At 61.0% G+C, this 18,017-nt stretch carries 16 protein-coding genes; all 16 read right to left on the bottom strand.

Going from position 1 to position 18,017, the window contains the following annotated elements:
* Window positions 1-2: 2 nt before the first annotated feature.
* On the bottom strand, window positions 3-209 hold the full coding sequence (rpmC, locus tag AAA969_RS04120; protein WP_047162727.1) for a 50S ribosomal protein L29: 207 nt from the start codon (window positions 207-209) through the stop codon (window positions 3-5).
* Between the two features lie 13 nt (window positions 210-222).
* Complete coding sequence (gene rplP / locus AAA969_RS04115) at window positions 223-636, bottom strand: 50S ribosomal protein L16 (RefSeq protein ID WP_338243917.1); 414 nt, start codon at window positions 634-636, stop codon at window positions 223-225.
* Between the two features lie 11 nt (window positions 637-647).
* Window positions 648-1,352 (bottom strand): 30S ribosomal protein S3, encoded by a 705-nt coding sequence (rpsC, locus tag AAA969_RS04110; RefSeq protein WP_338243914.1) that lies wholly within the window; start codon window positions 1,350-1,352, stop codon window positions 648-650.
* Window positions 1,352-1,732 carry a 50S ribosomal protein L22 gene (gene rplV / locus AAA969_RS04105; protein ID WP_338243912.1) on the bottom strand — a complete coding sequence of 127 codons (381 nt, stop codon included), beginning with the start codon at window positions 1,730-1,732 and terminating at the stop codon, window positions 1,352-1,354. The genes rpsC and rplV overlap by 1 nt, the downstream gene beginning before the upstream one ends.
* A 3-nt stretch (window positions 1,733-1,735) precedes the next feature.
* Window positions 1,736-2,014 carry a 30S ribosomal protein S19 gene (gene rpsS, locus AAA969_RS04100; RefSeq protein WP_011643729.1) on the bottom strand — a complete coding sequence of 93 codons (279 nt, stop codon included), beginning with the start codon at window positions 2,012-2,014 and terminating at the stop codon, window positions 1,736-1,738.
* Window positions 2,015-2,024: 10 nt separating this feature from the next.
* Window positions 2,025-2,861 carry a 50S ribosomal protein L2 gene (rplB, locus tag AAA969_RS04095; protein WP_338243909.1) on the bottom strand — a complete coding sequence of 279 codons (837 nt, stop codon included), beginning with the start codon at window positions 2,859-2,861 and terminating at the stop codon, window positions 2,025-2,027.
* Between the two features lies 1 nt (window position 2,862).
* Window positions 2,863-3,159 (bottom strand): 50S ribosomal protein L23, encoded by a 297-nt coding sequence (locus AAA969_RS04090; RefSeq protein ID WP_338243907.1) that lies wholly within the window; start codon window positions 3,157-3,159, stop codon window positions 2,863-2,865.
* 1 nt (window position 3,160) lies between these two features.
* On the bottom strand, window positions 3,161-3,796 hold the full coding sequence (gene rplD, locus AAA969_RS04085) for a 50S ribosomal protein L4 (RefSeq protein ID WP_338243905.1): 636 nt from the start codon (window positions 3,794-3,796) through the stop codon (window positions 3,161-3,163).
* Complete coding sequence (gene rplC / locus AAA969_RS04080; RefSeq protein ID WP_338243903.1) at window positions 3,793-4,566, bottom strand: 50S ribosomal protein L3; 774 nt, start codon at window positions 4,564-4,566, stop codon at window positions 3,793-3,795. Before rplC ends, rplD begins: the two co-directional genes overlap by 4 nt.
* Window positions 4,567-4,570: 4 nt before the next feature.
* Window positions 4,571-4,885 (bottom strand): 30S ribosomal protein S10, encoded by a 315-nt coding sequence (gene rpsJ, locus AAA969_RS04075; RefSeq protein WP_011643734.1) that lies wholly within the window; start codon window positions 4,883-4,885, stop codon window positions 4,571-4,573.
* 83 nt (window positions 4,886-4,968) lie between these two features.
* Window positions 4,969-6,159 carry an elongation factor Tu gene (tuf, locus tag AAA969_RS04070; RefSeq protein ID WP_338243866.1) on the bottom strand — a complete coding sequence of 397 codons (1,191 nt, stop codon included), beginning with the start codon at window positions 6,157-6,159 and terminating at the stop codon, window positions 4,969-4,971.
* A 53-nt stretch (window positions 6,160-6,212) separates the two neighbouring features.
* On the bottom strand, window positions 6,213-8,288 hold the full coding sequence (fusA, locus tag AAA969_RS04065; RefSeq protein ID WP_338243897.1) for an elongation factor G: 2,076 nt from the start codon (window positions 8,286-8,288) through the stop codon (window positions 6,213-6,215).
* Window positions 8,289-8,327: 39 nt separating this feature from the next.
* Complete coding sequence (rpsG, locus tag AAA969_RS04060; protein WP_338243895.1) at window positions 8,328-8,798, bottom strand: 30S ribosomal protein S7; 471 nt, start codon at window positions 8,796-8,798, stop codon at window positions 8,328-8,330.
* 11 nt (window positions 8,799-8,809) lie between these two features.
* Window positions 8,810-9,181, bottom strand: a complete 372-nt coding sequence (gene rpsL / locus AAA969_RS04055; protein ID WP_338243894.1) for a 30S ribosomal protein S12 — start codon at window positions 9,179-9,181, stop codon at window positions 8,810-8,812.
* A 328-nt stretch (window positions 9,182-9,509) separates the two neighbouring features.
* A complete protein-coding gene (gene rpoC, locus AAA969_RS04050) occupies window positions 9,510-13,727 on the bottom strand; it encodes a DNA-directed RNA polymerase subunit beta' (protein WP_338243892.1) in 4,218 nt (1,405 codons plus the stop codon).
* 65 nt (window positions 13,728-13,792) lie between these two features.
* Window positions 13,793-17,866: a DNA-directed RNA polymerase subunit beta gene (rpoB, locus tag AAA969_RS04045; protein ID WP_338243890.1), complete on the bottom strand. Its 4,074-nt coding sequence runs from the start codon at window positions 17,864-17,866 to the stop codon at window positions 13,793-13,795.
* Window positions 17,867-18,017 lie beyond the last annotated feature (151 nt).

The following is an 18,017-nucleotide window of genomic DNA, read 5'->3' as shown; positions in this document are numbered from 1 at the left end:
CGCTAGCTCCCTTGCTCTTCGTGCGATTTCCGCTCGCTCTGGACCGTACGAATGCGCGCGATATCGCGGCGAATCTGGCCGTAGCGAGCGGTGTTTTCCATCTGGCCGGAGGCCTGCTGGAACCGCAGCTTGAATTGTTCTTCCTTCAGCTTCAGGAGCGCGTCCTTCAGCTGATCTTCGGTCATGGCGCGAACGTCAACGGGTTTCATCGTTGTGTTCTCCCTACTCGCCCACACGGGCGACGATTTTGGTCTTGACCGGCAGCTTTGCAGCGCCCAGCTCGAGAGCCTCGCGCGCAACATTTTCGGGAACACCGTCGATCTCGAACATGATGCGGCCGGGTTTGACCTTGCACGCCCAAAACTCGGGCGAGCCCTTACCTTTACCCATCCGGACTTCGGTCGGTTTCTTGGAAACCGGTACGTCCGGGAAGATGCGGATCCACACGCGACCTGCACGCTTCATGTGGCGAGTAATCGCCCGACGCGTGGCTTCGATCTGGCGCGCGGTAACGCGTTCCGGCTGGAGCGCCTTGAGGCCGTAGGAGCCGAAGTTCAGCGTATAGCCACCCTTCGCTGCGCCCTTGATACGGCCTTTGTGCGCCTTGCGGAATTTCGTGCGTTTCGGTTGCAGCATGGCTGAATTCCTTACGCGGCTTGGCGGCCCGAGCGGGCGCGCTGTTCACCGGACTCCTGGAGACGGCGCTCCTGGGCGTTCGGATCGTGTTCCATGATCTCGCCTTTGTAGATCCAGACCTTGATGCCGATGATACCCATCGCGGTCTTGGCTTCGGCGGTTCCGTAATCGATATCGGCACGCAGCGTATGAAGCGGCACGGAGCCCTCATTATACTGCTCGGTACGGGCAATTTCCGCACCGCCGAGACGACCGCCGCAGACGATCTTGCAGCCCTTGGCGCCCATGCGCATCGCCGACTGCATCGAACGCTTCATCGCGCGGCGGAAAGCCACGCGACGCTCGAGCTGCTGGGCGATGGACTCAGCCACCAGGGTTGCGTCGATTTCGGGCTTGCGCACTTCCACGAGGTTCAGGAAAACCTCGCTGTCGATCATCTTCGACAGCTCCTTGCGGAGCGTCTCGATGTCCGAACCCTTCTTGCCGATCACCACACCCGGGCGAGCCGTATGGACGGTGACGCGGCACTTCTTGTGCGGGCGCTCGATCACGATCTTCGAGACACTGGCATTCTTCAGACGCTCTTTGAGCATCTTCCGGATCTTGATGTCTTCATGCAGCAGCTTGGCGTATTCGCCAGCGCCGGCATACCAGCGGGATTCCCAGGTGCGGTTGACGCCAAGGCGCAGACCGATCGGATTTACTTTCTGACCCATCAGGCGGCCTCCTCGACTTCGCGCACCACGATGGTGAGCTCGGAAAACGGCTTCAGGATCTTTGCACCGCGACCGCGTGCACGAGCCCGGAACCGTTTCATGACCAGGTTCTTGCCAACAAAGGCTTCCGACACGACGAGGCTGTCGATGTCGAGGCCGTGGTTGTTTTCAGCGTTCGCAATAGCCGACTCGAGCGTTTTCTTGACTTCCTTGGAGATCCGCTTGCGCGAGAATTCCAGTTCGGCCAGGGCCCGCTCGACCTTTTTGCCGCGGATGAGCGCGGCGACAAGGTTGAGCTTCTGCGGGCTGATACGGATCATCCGCAGCTTGGCACGCGCTTCATTGTCGGCGACGCGACGGGGGTTTGAAGTCTGTCCCATCGCTTATCTCCGCTTCGCTTTTTTATCCGCTGCGTGACCGTAATAGGTCCGCGACGGAGAAAATTCACCGAGCTTGTGGCCGACCATGTCTTCGGTCACCAGCACCGGCACGAACTTGTTGCCGTTGTGAACCTGAAAGGTCAGGCCCACGAACTGCGGCATGATGGTTGAACGGCGCGACCAGGTCTTGATCGCTTGCTTACGTCCGCCTTCGTGCGACTTCTCCGCTTTTTTCAGCAGATAGCCGTCGACGAACGGACCTTTCCAGACAGAGCGAGGCATCGTCTGCTCCCTATCGCTTCTTGCGCTCGTGGCGCGAGCGGATGATGAACTTGTCAGTCGACTTGTTCGAGCGTGTCTTGGCACCCTTGGTCGGCTTGCCCCACGGGGTCACCGGGTGGCGACCACCAGAGGTACGGCCTTCACCACCACCATGCGGGTGATCAACCGGGTTCATGACAACACCGCGAACAGACGGACGCTTGCCGAGATGGCGTTTGCGACCGGCCTTGCCGAGGTTGATGTTGAGGTGGTCCGGGTTCGAAACCGCACCGACCGTCGCCATGCACTTGTCCGAGACCATGCGCAGCTCGCCAGACGCCAGACGGATCTGGGCGTAGCCGGCATCACGGCCGACCAGCTGGACATACGCACCGGCGGAACGGGCAATCTGCCCACCCTTCTCCGGCTTCATCTCGACATTGTGAAGGATGGTGCCAACCGGCACTGCCTTCAGCGGCATCGCGTTACCCGGCTTCACGTCGCACTTGGCGGACGCGATGACCGTATCACCTTCGGAAAGGCGCTGCGGAGCCAGGATATAGGCCTTTTCGCCGTCCTCATACTGAATGAGGGCGATGAAAGCCGTCCGGTTCGGATCGTACTCAAGACGCTCGACGGTCGCGGGCATGTCCCACTTGCGGCGCTTGAAGTCGACCAGGCGATAGAGACGCTTCGCGCCACCGCCACGCCGGCGGGCCGTGATGCGACCCATATTGTTGCGCCCACCCTTTTTGGTGAGGCCTTCGACCAGTGTCTTCTCAGGGCGTCCCTTGTGCAGGGCGGAACGATCCACCAGCACGAGGGCACGGCGGCCCGGAGAGGTCGGTTTGAATGTTTTCAAAGCCATCTTACAGACCCGTCGTCACGTCGATCGAGTGACCCTCTGCGAGAGTCACGACCGCTTTCTTCTGGTCATTGCGGCGACCGGGAATACCCCGGAAGCGCTTGGTCTTTCCGTGAACCTTGATGGTGTTCACAGCCGTCACCTTTACCTTGAAGAGCTCTTCGACCGCTTCCGCGATCTCCTTCTTGTTGGCAGAGAGCGGCACGAAAAAGACAACCTTGCTTTCTTCCGAAAGCAGTGTGGCCTTCTCGGTGATCACCGGGCTCAGGATCGTGTCGTAATGGCGCGCAGCAGCCGTCATCTTAAGCCTCCTTCGCGCTGAGGCGGGCGTGGATCTGCTCCACAGCCGCCTTCGTCAGCACCAGGGTGTCGCGACGCAGCACGTCATAAACATTCAGGCCCTGTGCAGGCAGAACGTCGATGCACGGCAGGTTGCGAGCCGCCTTGGCGAAATTCTCATTCACTTCGACGCCGGAGATGACCAGAGCATTGGTGATGCCCAGACCTTCAAAGGACGTGCGGAGCGACTTCGTGTGCGGGGCATCAAGCGCGGCATCATCGAGGATGATGAGCGACTTGGCGCCGAGCTTGGCCGACAGGGCGTGGCGCAGGCCGAGGGCACGAACCTTCTTGGGAAGCTCATGCGCATGACTGCGAACGCGGGGACCGTGGGCCTTGCCGCCGCCGACGAATTGCGGCGCGGAGCGGGCACCGTGACGGGCCGTACCGCCGCCCTTCTGGCGACCGAAGCGTTTCTTGGTCCGATTGATTTCGGAGCGGCCGAGCGTCTTGTGCGTGCCCTGCTGGCGTGCTGCCAGCTGCCACTTCACAACGCGCTGCAGGAGGTCGGAGCGCACCTCTTCAATGCCGAAGACGGCATCGTCGAGATCGATGGCACCGGCGTCCTTCGCCGCGAGGGTTTTGACCTCGATCTTCATGCTTCCGTTCCTTCTTCACCGTCAGCCGCAGCCGGAGCCGCAGTGTCGGCGTCCGTCGCGACCGGTGCGTTCAGCTCGTCCAGCGTACGGAACTTGCCCGGAACGGGAAGCTCGGCATCGCCATGACCCTTGATCGCGTCGCGCAACTCAACCCAGCCACCGGCTGACCCCGGAACGGCGCCCTTGACCAGGACAATACCGCGCTCGACGTCAACACGAACGACTTCGATATTCTGTGTGGTCACGCGGACAGCGCCCATGTGACCGGCCATCTTCTTGCCCTTGAAGACCTTGCCCGGATCCTGACACTGACCGGTCGAACCATGCGAGCGGTGCGAGATTGACACACCGTGCGTGGCACGAAGGCCGCCAAAACCGTGGCGCTTCATGGCACCTGCAAAACCCTTACCGATCGAGATGCCGGCGACATCCACTCTCTGGCCCGGGACGAAATGGTCCGCGGTCAGCTCGGAGCCGACTTCAATCAGCGCGTCTTCGGCAACGCGGAATTCGACCAGCTTGCGCTTGGGCGCAACCTTGGCCTTGGCGAAGTGACCGCGCATCGCCTTCGGCGTCCGCTTGGCCTTGGCTGCACCGGCACCGAGCTGGAGCGCCACATAGCCGTCCCGGTCGGCGGTCTTGTGAGACACGACCTGGACACCGTCCATGTGAAGCACCGTGCAAGGCACGTGCGAACCGTCTTCGGCGAAAATACGCGTCATGCCCAGCTTGCGGGCGATCACGCCTGTTCTGCGATCTTCCTGGCGCATAGTCCTACGCTCCCAGCTTGATCTCGACGTCCACGCCGGCCGACAGGTCGAGCTTCATGAGCGCGTCCACGGTTTGCGGAGTGGGGTCGACGATGTCGAGAAGGCGCTTGTGCGTCCGGATTTCGAACTGCTCGCGCGACTTCTTGTCGATGTGCGGCGAGCGCAGCACCGTGAATTTTTCGATGCGCGTCGGCAGCGGAATCGGACCACGGACGTTGGCGCCCGTGCGCTTGGCTGTCGAGACGATCTCCCGGGTGGAGTTATCCAGAACCCGGTGGTCGAACGCCTTCAGGCGAATGCGGATGTTTTGACGTTCCATCAAACCGATCCCGTTTCTTAACTTTCAAAAAGAGCATGACCGGGGCGGATACCTGCGGCACCGCCCCGGCCGGATTTGGTAGTCTACTCGATGATCTTCGAGACGACGCCGGCGCCGACGGTGCGGCCACCTTCACGGATAGCGAAGCGGAGCTTCTCTTCCATGGCGATCGGCACGATCAGTTCGACATTCATTTCGATGTTGTCGCCCGGCATCACCATTTCCGTACCTTCGTTCAGCGTCACGACGCCGGTGACGTCGGTCGTGCGGAAGTAGAATTGCGGACGGTAATTGGTGAAGAACGGGGTGTGACGACCGCCCTCTTCCTTGGTCAGGATGTAGGCTTCAGCCACGAACTTCTTGTGCGGGGTGATGGAGCCCGGCTTGGCCAGAACCTGACCGCGCTCAACGCCTTCACGATCCACGCCGCGCAGAAGCACGCCGACATTGTCGCCAGCCTGGCCCTGGTCGAGCAGCTTGCGGAACATCTCAACGCCGGTGCAGGTCGTCTTCGAGGTGTCACGGACACCGACGATTTCGATCTCTTCACCAACCTTGACGATGCCGCGCTCGATACGACCGGTCACAACCGTACCCCGGCCCGAAATCGAGAACACGTCCTCGATCGGCATCAGGAAGGGCTGGTCAACCGGACGCTCAGGCGTCGGGATGTATTCGTCGACTGCCGCCATCAGCTCAAGGATCTTGTCCTTGCCGATATTGTCGTCACGGCCTTCAACAGCCGCCAGAGCCGAACCCGCAACGATCGGAAGATCGTCGCCCGGGAAATCATAGGAGGACAGAAGTTCGCGAACTTCCATTTCCACCAGCTCGAGCAGCTCTTCATCGTCAACCTGGTCAACCTTGTTCAGGAAGACAACAAGCGCCGGAACGCCAACCTGGCGAGCCAGAAGAATGTGCTCACGCGTCTGCGGCATCGGGCCGTCAGCGGCGTTCACAACCAGAATGGCACCGTCCATCTGTGCCGCGCCCGTGATCATGTTCTTCACATAGTCAGCGTGGCCCGGGCAATCGACGTGTGCGTAGTGACGGTTCGCCGTCTCGTATTCGACGTGAGCCGTCGAGATCGTGATGCCGCGTGCCTTCTCTTCAGGCGCGCTGTCAATCTCGTCATAACCCTTCGCGACACCGCCGGAGGCTTCCGCCAGCACCATCGTGATCGCAGCCGTCAGCGTCGTCTTGCCATGGTCAACGTGACCAATCGTGCCGATGTTCGCGTGCGGCTTAGTCCGCTGAAACTTTTCCTTCGCCATGATCTCGCTCCGAAATCCGTGTGTTCGTTGTTTTACTGTGACCAGAGGTCCGCTTAGGCGGACTTGGCGATGACTTCTTGTTCGACGGCCTTGGGCACCGCCTCATAGTGATCGAAAAGCATGGTGAACTGAGCCCGGCCCTGGGTCGCAGACCGCAGGTTGTTCACGTAACCGAACATGTTCGCCAGCGGCACCATCGCATTCACGACGGTTGCGTTGCCGCGCATTTCCTGACCGGCGATCTGACCCCGACGGGAGTTCAGGTCACCAATAACACCACCGGTGTATTCGTCCGGCGTCACGACTTCGACCTTCATGATCGGCTCCAGAAGCTTCGGCGCACAATGCGACTTGGCTTCACGGAAAGCGGCACGAGCCGCGATCTCGAAGGCGAGGACGCTGGAGTCAACGTCGTGGTAGGCACCGTCGATCAGGGTCGCCTGGACGTCGATAACCGGGAAACCGGCAATCAGGCCGCCATCCATAACCGACTTCAGACCCTTTTCAACGCCCGGAATGTATTCCTTCGGCACAGAGCCACCGATGATCTTGCTCTCGAAGACAAAACCCGAGCCGGACTCACCCGGTGCGAATTCGATCTTGACGCGGGCGAACTGGCCCGAACCACCGGACTGCTTCTTGTGCGTGTAGTCGACGATACCAGCCTGGCCGAGCGATTCGCGGTAGGCCACCTGCGGCGCGCCGACATTGGCCTCAACCTTGAACTCGCGCTTCATGCGATCGACGAGAATGTCGAGGTGAAGCTCGCCCATGCCGGCAATGATGGTCTGGCCGGATTCTTCGTCGGTCTTCATGCGGAAGGACGGATCCTCGGCAGCCAGACGCTGCAGGGCAACGCCAAGCTTCTCCTGGTCGGCCTTCGACTTCGGCTCGATGGCCAGCTCGATGACCGGATCCGGGAATTCCATGCGCTCCAGGATCACCGGCTTCATCGGGTCACACAGGGTGTCGCCCGTCGTGGTGTCCTTCAGGCCTGCAATCGCGACGATGTCGCCGGCAAAGCATTCCTTGATGTCTTCACGCGAATTGGAGTGCATCAGCAGCATGCGGCCGATACGCTCTTTCTTGTCCTTCACCGTGTTGAGCAGGGACACGCCCGTCTCAAGGTGACCGGAATACATGCGCGCGAAGGTGAGCGAGCCGACGAACGGGTCGTTCATGATCTTGAAGGCGAGCAGGGAGGTCGGCTCGTCATCGGCAGCGCGGCGCGTGACTTCTTCCTCGGTCTTGAAATCGATACCCTTGATGGCCGGCACTTCGACCGGGCTCGGCAGGTAATCGACGACAGCATCCAGCAGGGGCTGGACGCCCTTGTTCTTGAACGCGGTGCCGCACAGGATCGGGTTGAAGGCGAGCTCGATGCAGCCCTTGCGGATGAGGCGCTTGAGGGTCTCCTCGGACGGCTCTTCGCCCTCGAGATAGGCCTCCATGGCAGCTTCGTCCTGCTCAACGGCCGTCTCGACGAGCTTCTCACGGTATTCGGCAGCCTGGTCAGCCAGCTCGGGACGGATATCCCGGACTTCCCAGGTCGCGCCAAGGTTTTCACCCTGCCACACCAGTTCCTTCATCGTGACCAGATCGACGAGACCTTCGTATTCGATCTCTGACCCGATCGGCAGCTGAACGCACAGCGGCGTGGCGCCGAGACGATCTTCGATCATCTTGACGCAGTTGAAGAAGTCGGCGCCCAGCTTGTCCATCTTGTTGATGAACACCATACGCGGGACCTTGTAACGGTCGGCCTGACGCCACACCGTTTCGGTCTGCGGCTCGACACCGGCATTGGCGTCCAGACAGCAAACAGCACCATCAAGAACACGCAGCGAGCGCTCGACTTCGATCGTGAAGTCGACGTGGCCGGGCGTGTCGATGATGTTCAGGCGCTTGCCGTTCCAGAAACAGGTCGTTGCAGCAGACGTGATCGTGATGCCACGCTCCTGCTCCTGCTCCATCCAGTCCATGGTGGCGGCACCATCGTGCACTTCACCAATCTTGTGGGACTTGCCGGTGTAATAGAGGATCCGCTCGGTCGTCGTCGTCTTGCCGGCATCAATGTGAGCCATGATGCCGAAGTTGCGGTAGTCCTCGATTTTGTAGTCGCGGGCCATTTGTAAGGGTCCTTGGTACGGGTCTGTGCCTGTAGGGGGTTACCAGCGGTAGTGCGAGAAAGCCCGGTTGGCTTCCGCCATCCGGTGCGTGTCTTCGCGCTTCTTGACGGCCGTACCGCGATTGGCGGCAGCGTCCATCATTTCAGCGGCGAGACGTTCGCGCATGGTATTCTCGTTACGACCGCGCGCAGCACCCGTGAGCCAGCGAATGGCGAGGGCCTTCTTGCGTTCGGTACGGACTTCAACCGGCACCTGATAGGTCGCACCACCAACGCGGCGGGAGCGGACCTCGACTTCAGGCGCCACATTGTCCAGGGCCTCGTGGAAGACGCGGATCGGCTCGCGCTTCAGCTTCTCTTCGACGATGTCGAGAGCGCCATAGACAATGCGCTCGGCGACAGACTTTTTGCCGTCGAGCATGATGTAGTTCATGAATTTCGTGAGATCGCGATCCCCAAACTTGGGGTCCGGAAAGATCTCGCGTTTCTCTGCGCGGTGACGACGCGACATGGACGTCTCCCTTACTTAGGACGCTTGGCGCCGTATTTCGAACGGCGTTGCTTGCGGTCCTTGACGCCCTGGGTATCCAGAACGCCGCGAAGAATGTGATAGCGGACACCCGGAAGGTCCTTCACGCGACCACCGCGGATAAGGACAACTGAGTGTTCCTGCAGATTGTGACCCTCACCCGGGATGTAGCTCACAACTTCATACCCGTTGGTCAGACGCACTTTGGCGACTTTCCGCAAGGCCGAGTTCGGCTTTTTCGGGGTCGTGGTATAGACGCGCGTGCAGACGCCACGGCGCTGCGGGCAAGCCTGCAGGGCCGGCACCTTGTTGCGCTTCGGCTTGTCTTTTCGCGGCTTGCGAATGAGCTGGTTGATTGTTGGCATCCCGCTCTAATCCGTTCCTAATCTCAACAACCACGCCCCCCAGCATGTTGAAATGCTGATGGACGCAAAGAAAGATCCCGACGCTCGAACGCGAGGTTCGCACGGCGGCATCTGGGGCTTTTCCGTTACCGTGGACGACGTCTAACCGCGTGGGTTACGGCCCGTCCTCAAAACGAGCGCGGAAACTACGCAGACGACTCGCATTCGTCAAGCGCTTGTTCAGAGGTTTTCTGAGGCGCTACGGCCCGGTACCGGCCGATACAAAAAGGCCGCCAGTCTCCTGGCGGCCTTTTCTCTGGTATAACAGGGGGATCGTCCCTGAAATGGGCTAGTTTGCGCCCTCTTCAGCGGCCAATTCCTCAGCAGCTGCGTCGGCGATCTCCGTCGGCAGGCCTTCGGCCTCAACCGCCGCTTCACGCTCTGCGAGCATATCCGCATCAAGATCGTCAGCGATCGCCTGGTACTGGCGCATGATGGCGCCGGTACCGGCGGGAATCAGGCGGCCAACAATGACGTTCTCCTTGAGACCCTCGAGCGTGTCTTCCTTGCCCTGGACGGCCGCCTCGGTGAGGACGCGGGTCGTCTCTTGGAAGGAGGCTGCCGAGATGAAGGAACGCGTCTGCAGGGACGCCTTGGTGATCCCCAGAAGAACCGGGTCACCCGTAGCGATCCGCTTGCCCTCGGCCTCGAGACGCTCGTTGGTCTCGATGAACTCGATCTTGTCGACCTGCTCGGCAGCCAGGAAAGTGCTGTCGCCCGGATCCTTGACCTCGATCTTCTGCAGCATCTGACGAACGATAGTTTCGATGTGCTTGTCGTTGATCGGAACGCCTTGCAGTCGATAGACCTCCTGGATCTCGTCGATCAGGTAGTTGGCTAGGGCCGGAACGCCGAGGATCGCCAGGATGTCGTGCGGCGCGGGGTGACCGTCGAGCAGGTATTCGCCCTTCTGGATCACATCGCCTTCCTGGACGGTGAGGTGCTTGCCCTTCGGGACAAGGTACTCGACCTTCTCCTGATCTTCGCCTTCCGGAACAATCGCGATGCGGCGCTTGTTCTTGTAGTCGCGACCAAATTCGACGCGACCCGTGATCTCGGCGATGACCGCGTGGTCCTTCGGACGGCGGGCTTCGAAGAGCTCGGCGACGCGCGGCAGACCACCGGTGATATCGCGGGTCTTGGCGCCTTCGGTCGGGATACGGGCAACGATGTCACCCGGACGAACCGTGTCACCATCGGCAACCGAGAGAACCGCGCCCACCGACAGCATGTAGCTGGCCGTGGAACCGGAGGAGAGCTTGATCGGCTCACCATTGTCATCCTGGACGACGATCGTCGGCTGGAGGGCGTTGGCCTTGGCCGAACCGCGCCAGTCGATGACCACCTTCGAGGCGATACCGGTCGCTTCGTCAGTCTCTTCCTTCACCGACACGCCTTCGGCGATATCGACAAACTTCACCTTGCCGCCCACTTCGGACACGACCGGGGCCGTATAAGGGTCCCACTCGCCGAGACGCTGGCCGCGAACGGTCTTGTCGCCTTGCTTGACCTTCAGCTTGGTGCCGTAGCCGAGCTTGTAGCTTTCGCGCTCCTTGCCCTCGCTATCCTCGATCACCAGCTGCATGTTGCGCGACAGGGCGATGAGGTCACCGTCGGAATTGGTGACGGTGGACGGGTTCTTGAAGGTCACTGTGCCTTCCGAGCCGGCTTCGATGAAGGACTGCTCGGAGACCTGGGCCGTACCGCCGATGTGGAAGGTCCGCATCGTCAGCTGGGTGCCCGGCTCACCGATCGACTGGGCGGCAATGACGCCGACAGCTTCACCGATATTGACGCGGGTACCGCGGGCCAGGTCACGACCATAGCAGGTCGCACAGACACCAACGCGGGTCTCACAGGTCAGCGGGGAACGAGCCCACACCGCCTGCACACCGGCCATTTCAATGGCCAGGGCGAGATCCTCGTCGATATAGGTGTCGGCCGCGCAGATGACTTCGCCGGACGCCGGATCCTTGACTTCCTTGGCCAGCGTACGACCGAGGATGCGTTGTTCCAGCGACACCACGACATCACCGCCATCGACCACCGCGGAAATCTCGAAGCACTCGGAGGTGCCGCAATCTTCCTCGGTAATGATGCAGTCCTGGGCGACGTCAACGAGACGACGCGTCAGGTAACCCGAGTTCGCCGTCTTCAGCGCCGTATCGGCCAGACCCTTACGGGCACCGTGCGTCGAGTTGAAGTATTCAAGAACGGTCAGACCTTCCTTGAAGTTCGAGATGATCGGCGTCTCGATAATCTCGCCGGACGGCTTGGCCATAAGGCCTCGCATACCCGCCAGCTGCTTCATCTGGTTCTTCGAACCACGGGCGCCGGAGTGGGCCATCATGTAGACCGAGTTCACCTCGGACGTCCGGCCATCTTCGCCGATCGTCGTCTTGGAGATCTCGTCCATCATGGCGTCAGCGACGTTGTCCGTACACTTGGCCCAGGCATCAACGACCTTGTTATACTTCTCACCCTTGGTGATCAGACCGTCGACATATTGCTGCTCGTAGTCCGACACCATGTCGCGGGTTGCCCCGACCAGATCGGCCTTGGCGTCCGGGATCAGCATGTCGTCCTTGCCGAAGGAAATGCCGGCCTTGGCCGCTTCCTTGAAGCCGAGACCCATGATCTGGTCGCAGAAGATGACCGTCGCCTTCTGACCGCAGTGACGATAGACCTGATCGATCAGGCCACCGATGGCTTTCTTGGTCAGAAGCTCGCCGATCATTTCCGGCTGCATCTTGGCGTGCTTGGGCAGGAGATCGATAATCATCTTCCGGCCCGGCGTGGTCTCAATCACCTTGGTGATCGGATTGCCTTCGACGTCGATACCTTCCCAGCGCGCCTTGATCTTGGTGTGCAGGGTGACGAAACCGGACTCGAGCGCCGCTTCCAGTTCTGCCCGGCTACCAAAGGCCATGCCCTCGCCCGGCTCCTTGTCCTTCTCGATGGACAGGTAGTACAGGCCCAGCACGATATCCTGCGACGGCACGATGATCGGCTTGCCGTTGGCCGGCGACAGGATGTTGTTGGTCGACATCATCAGCGTCCGCGCTTCGAGCTGGGCTTCCAGCGAAAGCGGCACGTGAACAGCCATCTGGTCACCGTCAAAGTCGGCGTTGAAGGCGGCACAGACCAGCGGGTGCAGCTGGATGGCCTTGCCCTCGATCAGTTTCGGTTCAAACGCCTGGATGCCGAGACGGTGCAGGGTCGGAGCGCGGTTCAGGAGAACCGGGTGCTCACGGATGACCTCGTCGAGCACATCCCAGACTTCCGGACGCTCTTTCTCGACCAGCTTCTTGGACTGCTTGACGGTCCCGGACAGCCCCTTGGCGTCGAGACGCGCATAGATGAAGGGCTTGAACAGCTCGAGCGCCATCTTCTTGGGCAGGCCGCACTCGTGCAGCTTGAGATCCGGACCCACCACGATGACCGAACGGCCGGAATAGTCGACGCGCTTACCGAGCAGGTTCTGACGGAAGCGACCCTGCTTGCCCTTGAGCATGTCGGACAGTGACTTCAACGGACGCTTGTTGGCACCCGTGATGACGCGGCCACGACGACCATTGTCGAACAGGGCGTCGACCGACTCCTGCAGCATCCGCTTTTCGTTCCGGATGATGATGTCCGGCGCGCGCAGCTCGATCAGGCGCTTGAGGCGGTTGTTGCGGTTGATGACGCGGCGATAGAGATCATTGAGATCGGAGGTCGCGAAACGGCCGCCATCGAGCGGCACGAGCGGACGCAGTTCCGGCGGAATGACCGGAATGACCGTCATGATCATCCACTCCGGGCGGTTGCCCGAAGTGAGGAAGTTTTCCATCAGCTTGAGACGCTTGGCGTACTTCTTCAGCTTCAGCTCGGAACCGGTTTCTTTCATGTCCTCACGGACCTTGGCGCACTCGGCTTCCAGATCCATGTTGATGAGGATTTCGCGGACCGCTTCAGCACCGATGCCAGCCGTGAAAGCGTCTTCGCCGTATTCGTCCTGCGCTTCCATATACTCTTCTTCAGAGAGCAGCTGGAAGGGCTGGAGCGGCGTCAGGCCCGGCTCGATGACGACGTAGTTCTCGAAGTAGAGAACGCGCTCGACGTCCTTCAGGGCCATGTCGAGAATCATGGCGATCCGCGACGGCAGCGACTTCAGGAACCAGATGTGGGCAACCGGCGCAGCCAGCTCGATGTGACCCATGCGCTCGCGACGGACGCGGGCAAGGGTCACTTCGACGCCGCACTTCTCGCAGACGATACCCTTGTACTTGATGCGCTTGTACTTGCCGCACAGGCACTCATAGTCCTTCACCGGTCCGAAGATCCGGGCGCAGAACAGACCATCACGCTCCGGCTTGAAGGTCCGGTAGTTGATCGTCTCGGGTTTTTTGACTTCGCCGAAGGACCAGGAGTGGATTTTCTCCGGGCTGGCCAAGGCGATGCGGATCCGGTCGAAGGACGGGCCTTCGGCAGCCGGATTGAAGATGTTCATGACGTCGTGATTCATGTCGCCGTCTCCCAAAAGGGTAGACGGGACAGGGAGAGCCCTGCCCCGCAAAATATGGTTCAGCCTTAGCCGTTCTTGAGCTCGACGTTGAGGCCGAGTGAACGCATTTCCTTGACAAGCACGTTGAAGCTTTCCGGAACGCCGGCTTCGAAGGTGTCGTCACCGCGGACAATGGCCTCATAGACCTTGGTCCGGCCGGCCACGTCATCCGACTTCACCGTCAGCATTTCCTGCAGCGTGTACGCCGCACCGTAGGCTTCCAGCGCCCACACTTCCATCTCGCCGAAGCGCTGGCCACCGAACTGGGCCTTACCACCGAGCGGCTGCTGGGTCACAAGGCTGTACGGGCCAATGGAACGGGCGTGGATCTTGTCATCCACCAGGTGGTGCAGTTTCAGCAGGTGCTTCACACCCACCGTCACCTTGCGGCGGAAGGGTTCACCGGTCTGACCGTCATAGAGCGTCGACTGGCCGGACGGATCAAAGCCCGCCTTCTCCAGCCAATGCGCCACATCCGGCTCACGGGCACCGTCGAAGACCGGGGTCGCGATCGGTACGCCGTTGGACAGGTTACGGCCCAGCTCGGCGATGTTGGCATCCGTTTCCGGAAGCTCGTCGCCTTCATAGACACGATCCAGCTCGGACCGGAGACCGGCCGTGCTGCCATCACGCTGATACGCCTCGTAGGCCTCACCGATCTGCTTGCCAAGACCGCGGCAGGCCCAGCCCAGGTGCGTCTCGAGAATCTGACCGACATTCATGCGCGACGGCACGCCAAGCGGGTTGAGGACGATATCCACCGCTTCGCCATTGGCCAGGAAGGGCATGTCCTCGATCGGGTTGATCTTGGAGATGACACCCTTGTTGCCGTGACGGCCGGCCATCTTGTCGCCCGGCTGAAGCTTGCGCTTCACGGCCACGAAGACCTTGACCATTTTCATCACGCCCGGCGGCATTTCATCGCCGCGCTGGAGCTTGTCGACCTTGTCTTCGAAGCGGCGATCCAGACGCGCCTTGGAGTCGTCATACTGCTTTTGCAGCGCTTCGACTTCGGCCATCGCCTTCTCGTCATCGAGGCCAATCCGCCACCAACCGCTGCGCGGGGTCTCGTCGAGAGCGTCCTGGGTCACTTCACCCTTGGCAAAGCCACGCGGTCCGGAGACAGCGGTCTTGCCGAGCAGGAGATCGCCGAGACGCTGGTAGATGTTGCGCTCGAGGATGGCGAGCTCGTCATCGCGGTCCTTGCCGAGACGTTCGATTTCCTCACGCTCGATCGAGATGGCGCGCTCGTCCTTGTCGACACCATGACGGTTGAAGACGCGGACTTCGACCACCGTACCGGTGGCACCGGACGGCATGCGAAGCGAGGTATCACGGACGTCCGAGGCTTTCTCACCGAAAATGGCGCGCAGAAGCTTTTCTTCCGGCGTCATCGGGCTCTCGCCCTTCGGGGTCACCTTGCCGACGAGGATGTCACCGGCAGCAACTTCCGCACCCACGGCCACGATACCGGCCTCGTCGAGATTGCGCAGGGCCTCCTCGCCGACATTCGGGATGTCGCGGGTGATTTCTTCCGGGCCGAGCTTGGTATCGCGGGCCGCGATCTCGAACTCTTCCAGGTGGATCGATGTAAAGACGTCGTCGCGCACGATGCGCTCGGAGATCAGGATCGAGTCCTCGAAGTTGTAGCCGTTCCACGGCATGAAGGCGACGACGACGTTCCGGCCGAGCGCGAGCTCACCCAGGTCAGTCGACGGGCCATCGGCAATGATATCGCCGGAGTTGACCAGGTCACCCACGCGCACGATCGGGCGCTGGTTGATACAAGTCGACTGGTTGGAGCGCTGGAACTTGGCCAGGCGATAAATGTCGACGCCTGACTTGGCAGCGTCGAGATCCTCGGTGGCGCGGATCACGATACGGGTCGCATCGACCTGTTCGATCACACCGGTCCGTCGCGCAGCAATAGCTGCCCCGGAATCGCGGGCCACAATGCTTTCCATGCCGGTGCCGACCAGCGGGGCTTCCGCCTTCACGAGCGGCACGGCCTGACGCTGCATGTTCGAGCCCATCAGGGCGCGGTTGGCGTCATCGTTTTCAAGGAAGGGAATAAGCGCCGCAGCGACCGAAACAACCTGCTTCGGCGACACGTCGATATATTCCACGTCCTCGCGCGGCACGAGGGTCACGTCACCGGCGATGCGGCAATTGACGAACTCGTTGTCCAGCTCGCCATTCTCGCTGACATGCGCATTCGCCTGGGCGATCGCGTAACGCGATTCCTGCATGGCGGAGAGGTAGTCGACCTGGTCGGTCAGCTTGCCATTCTCGACCTTGCGGTACGGGCTCTCGATGAAGCCGTACTTGTTGACGCGGGCGAAGGTCGAGAGCGAGTTGATCAGGCCGATATTCGGGCCTTCCGGGGTCTCGATCGGGCAGATCCGGCCGTAATGGGTCGGGTGCACGTCGCGGACTTCGAAGCCGGCACGCTCACGCGTCAGACCACCCGGGCCAAGCGCCGAGAGACGGCGCTTGTGGGTGACTTCCGACAGCGGGTTGGTCTGATCCATGAATTGCGACAGCTGCGAGGAGCCGAAGAACTCGCGCACGGCGGCAGCCGCCGGCTTGGCGTTGACCAGATCGTGCGGCATCACGGTTTCGATATCGACCGAGGACATGCGCTCCTTGATCGCCCGTTCCATGCGCAGCAGACCGATGCGGTACTGGTTTTCCATCAGCTCGCCGACCGAACGCACACGGCGGTTGCCGAGATTGTCGATGTCGTCGATTTCGCCGCGACCATCACGCAGACCCACGAGGGTCTTCAGGACGGCGAGGATGTCTTCCTTGCGCAGGGTGCGCATGTCGTCCGGCGCGTCGAGGTCAAGACGCATGTTCATTTTCACGCGACCAACGGCCGAAAGGTCGTAGCGCTCTGGATCGAAGAACAGACCCTGGAACATCGCTTCGGCGGTCTCCGCCGTCGGCGGCTCGCCCGGACGCATGACGCGGTAGATATCCACCAGCGCCTGTTCGCGGCTGTCATTCTTGTCGGCGGCCAGGGTCGCCCGGATGTACGGACCGACGCCGGTGGCCGGATCGATGTCGAGAAGGTTGAGTTCCTTGACGCCGGTATTCTTCAGCGTCTCAAGGATCTCTTCGCTCATCTCGTCGCCGGCCTCGGCGAAGATCTCGCCGGTTTCGACATTGACCATGTCATCAGCGAGGTAGCCGCCGAGCAGGTGCTCGTCGGAGACCAGCAGAGCAGCCAGGCCGTCTTCGGCGAACTTGTTGGCGGCACGGGCCGAGATCTTCTTGCCGGCCGGAGCGATAATGTCACCCGTCTTGGCGTCGACAAGATCACGCGCCGGCTTCACACCGCGCCAGCGTTCCTTCACGTAGGGAACGGTCCAGCCCTTCTTGGACGCCTTGTAGGTGACCGTGTTGTAGAAGGTCGAGAGGATCTCTTCCTTGTCGAGGCCCAGCGCGTACAGCAGCGTCGTTGCCGGCAGCTTGCGGCGACGGTCGAGACGCATGTGGACCACGTCCTTGGCGTCAAACTCGAAGTCGAGCCAGGAACCCCGGTAGGGAATGATGCGGGCGGCAAACAGATACTTGCCCGAGGCATGGGTCTTGCCACGGTCATGATCGAAGAAAACGCCCGGAGAGCGGTGCATCTGAGAGACGATGACGCGCTCGGTACCGTTGACGACAAAGGTGCCCTTGTCCGTCATGAGCGGGATATCGCCCATGTAGACGTCCTGCTCCTTGATGTCTTTGACCGAGCGGGCGCCGGTTTCCTCGTCAACATCAAACACGATGAGACGCATTTTGACCTTGAGTGGCGCGGCGAACGTCATGTCGCGCTGCTGGCACTCTTCCACGTCGAACTTCGGCGCTTCGAACTCGTAGGACACGAAATCGAGGACAGCCCGCTCGGCGAAATCCTTGACCGGGAAGACGGACTTGAAGACCGCCTGCATGCCGGTGTCGTCGCGCTCGGCGGCAGGCACCTCTTTCATCAGGAAGTGCTCGTATGAGCTCTTCTGGACTTCGATGAGATTCGGCATCGCAACGGTTTCCGGAATACGTCCGAAAGATTTGCGAATCCGCTTTTTGCCGGTGAACGACAGACCCATGTCGGCTCCCTTCGCAGACAGCACTGCGCAATTATATGCGGGGATCGCCCCCGCGGCGCCGCTCCGGTTGGTCCAGGATTTTGAGGTCCCGGGCCGATCAACAATCCCGCCTGGAACGACAGCGGCAGGATTGGGTATTCCAAAGACGGGC

Source organism: Maricaulis maris (assembly GCF_036322705.1).
Lineage (GTDB): Bacteria > Pseudomonadota > Alphaproteobacteria > Caulobacterales > Maricaulaceae > Maricaulis > Maricaulis maris_B.
The sequence above is the reverse complement of the archived record's forward strand: the minus strand, read 5'-3'. Positions and strand labels throughout refer to the sequence as shown.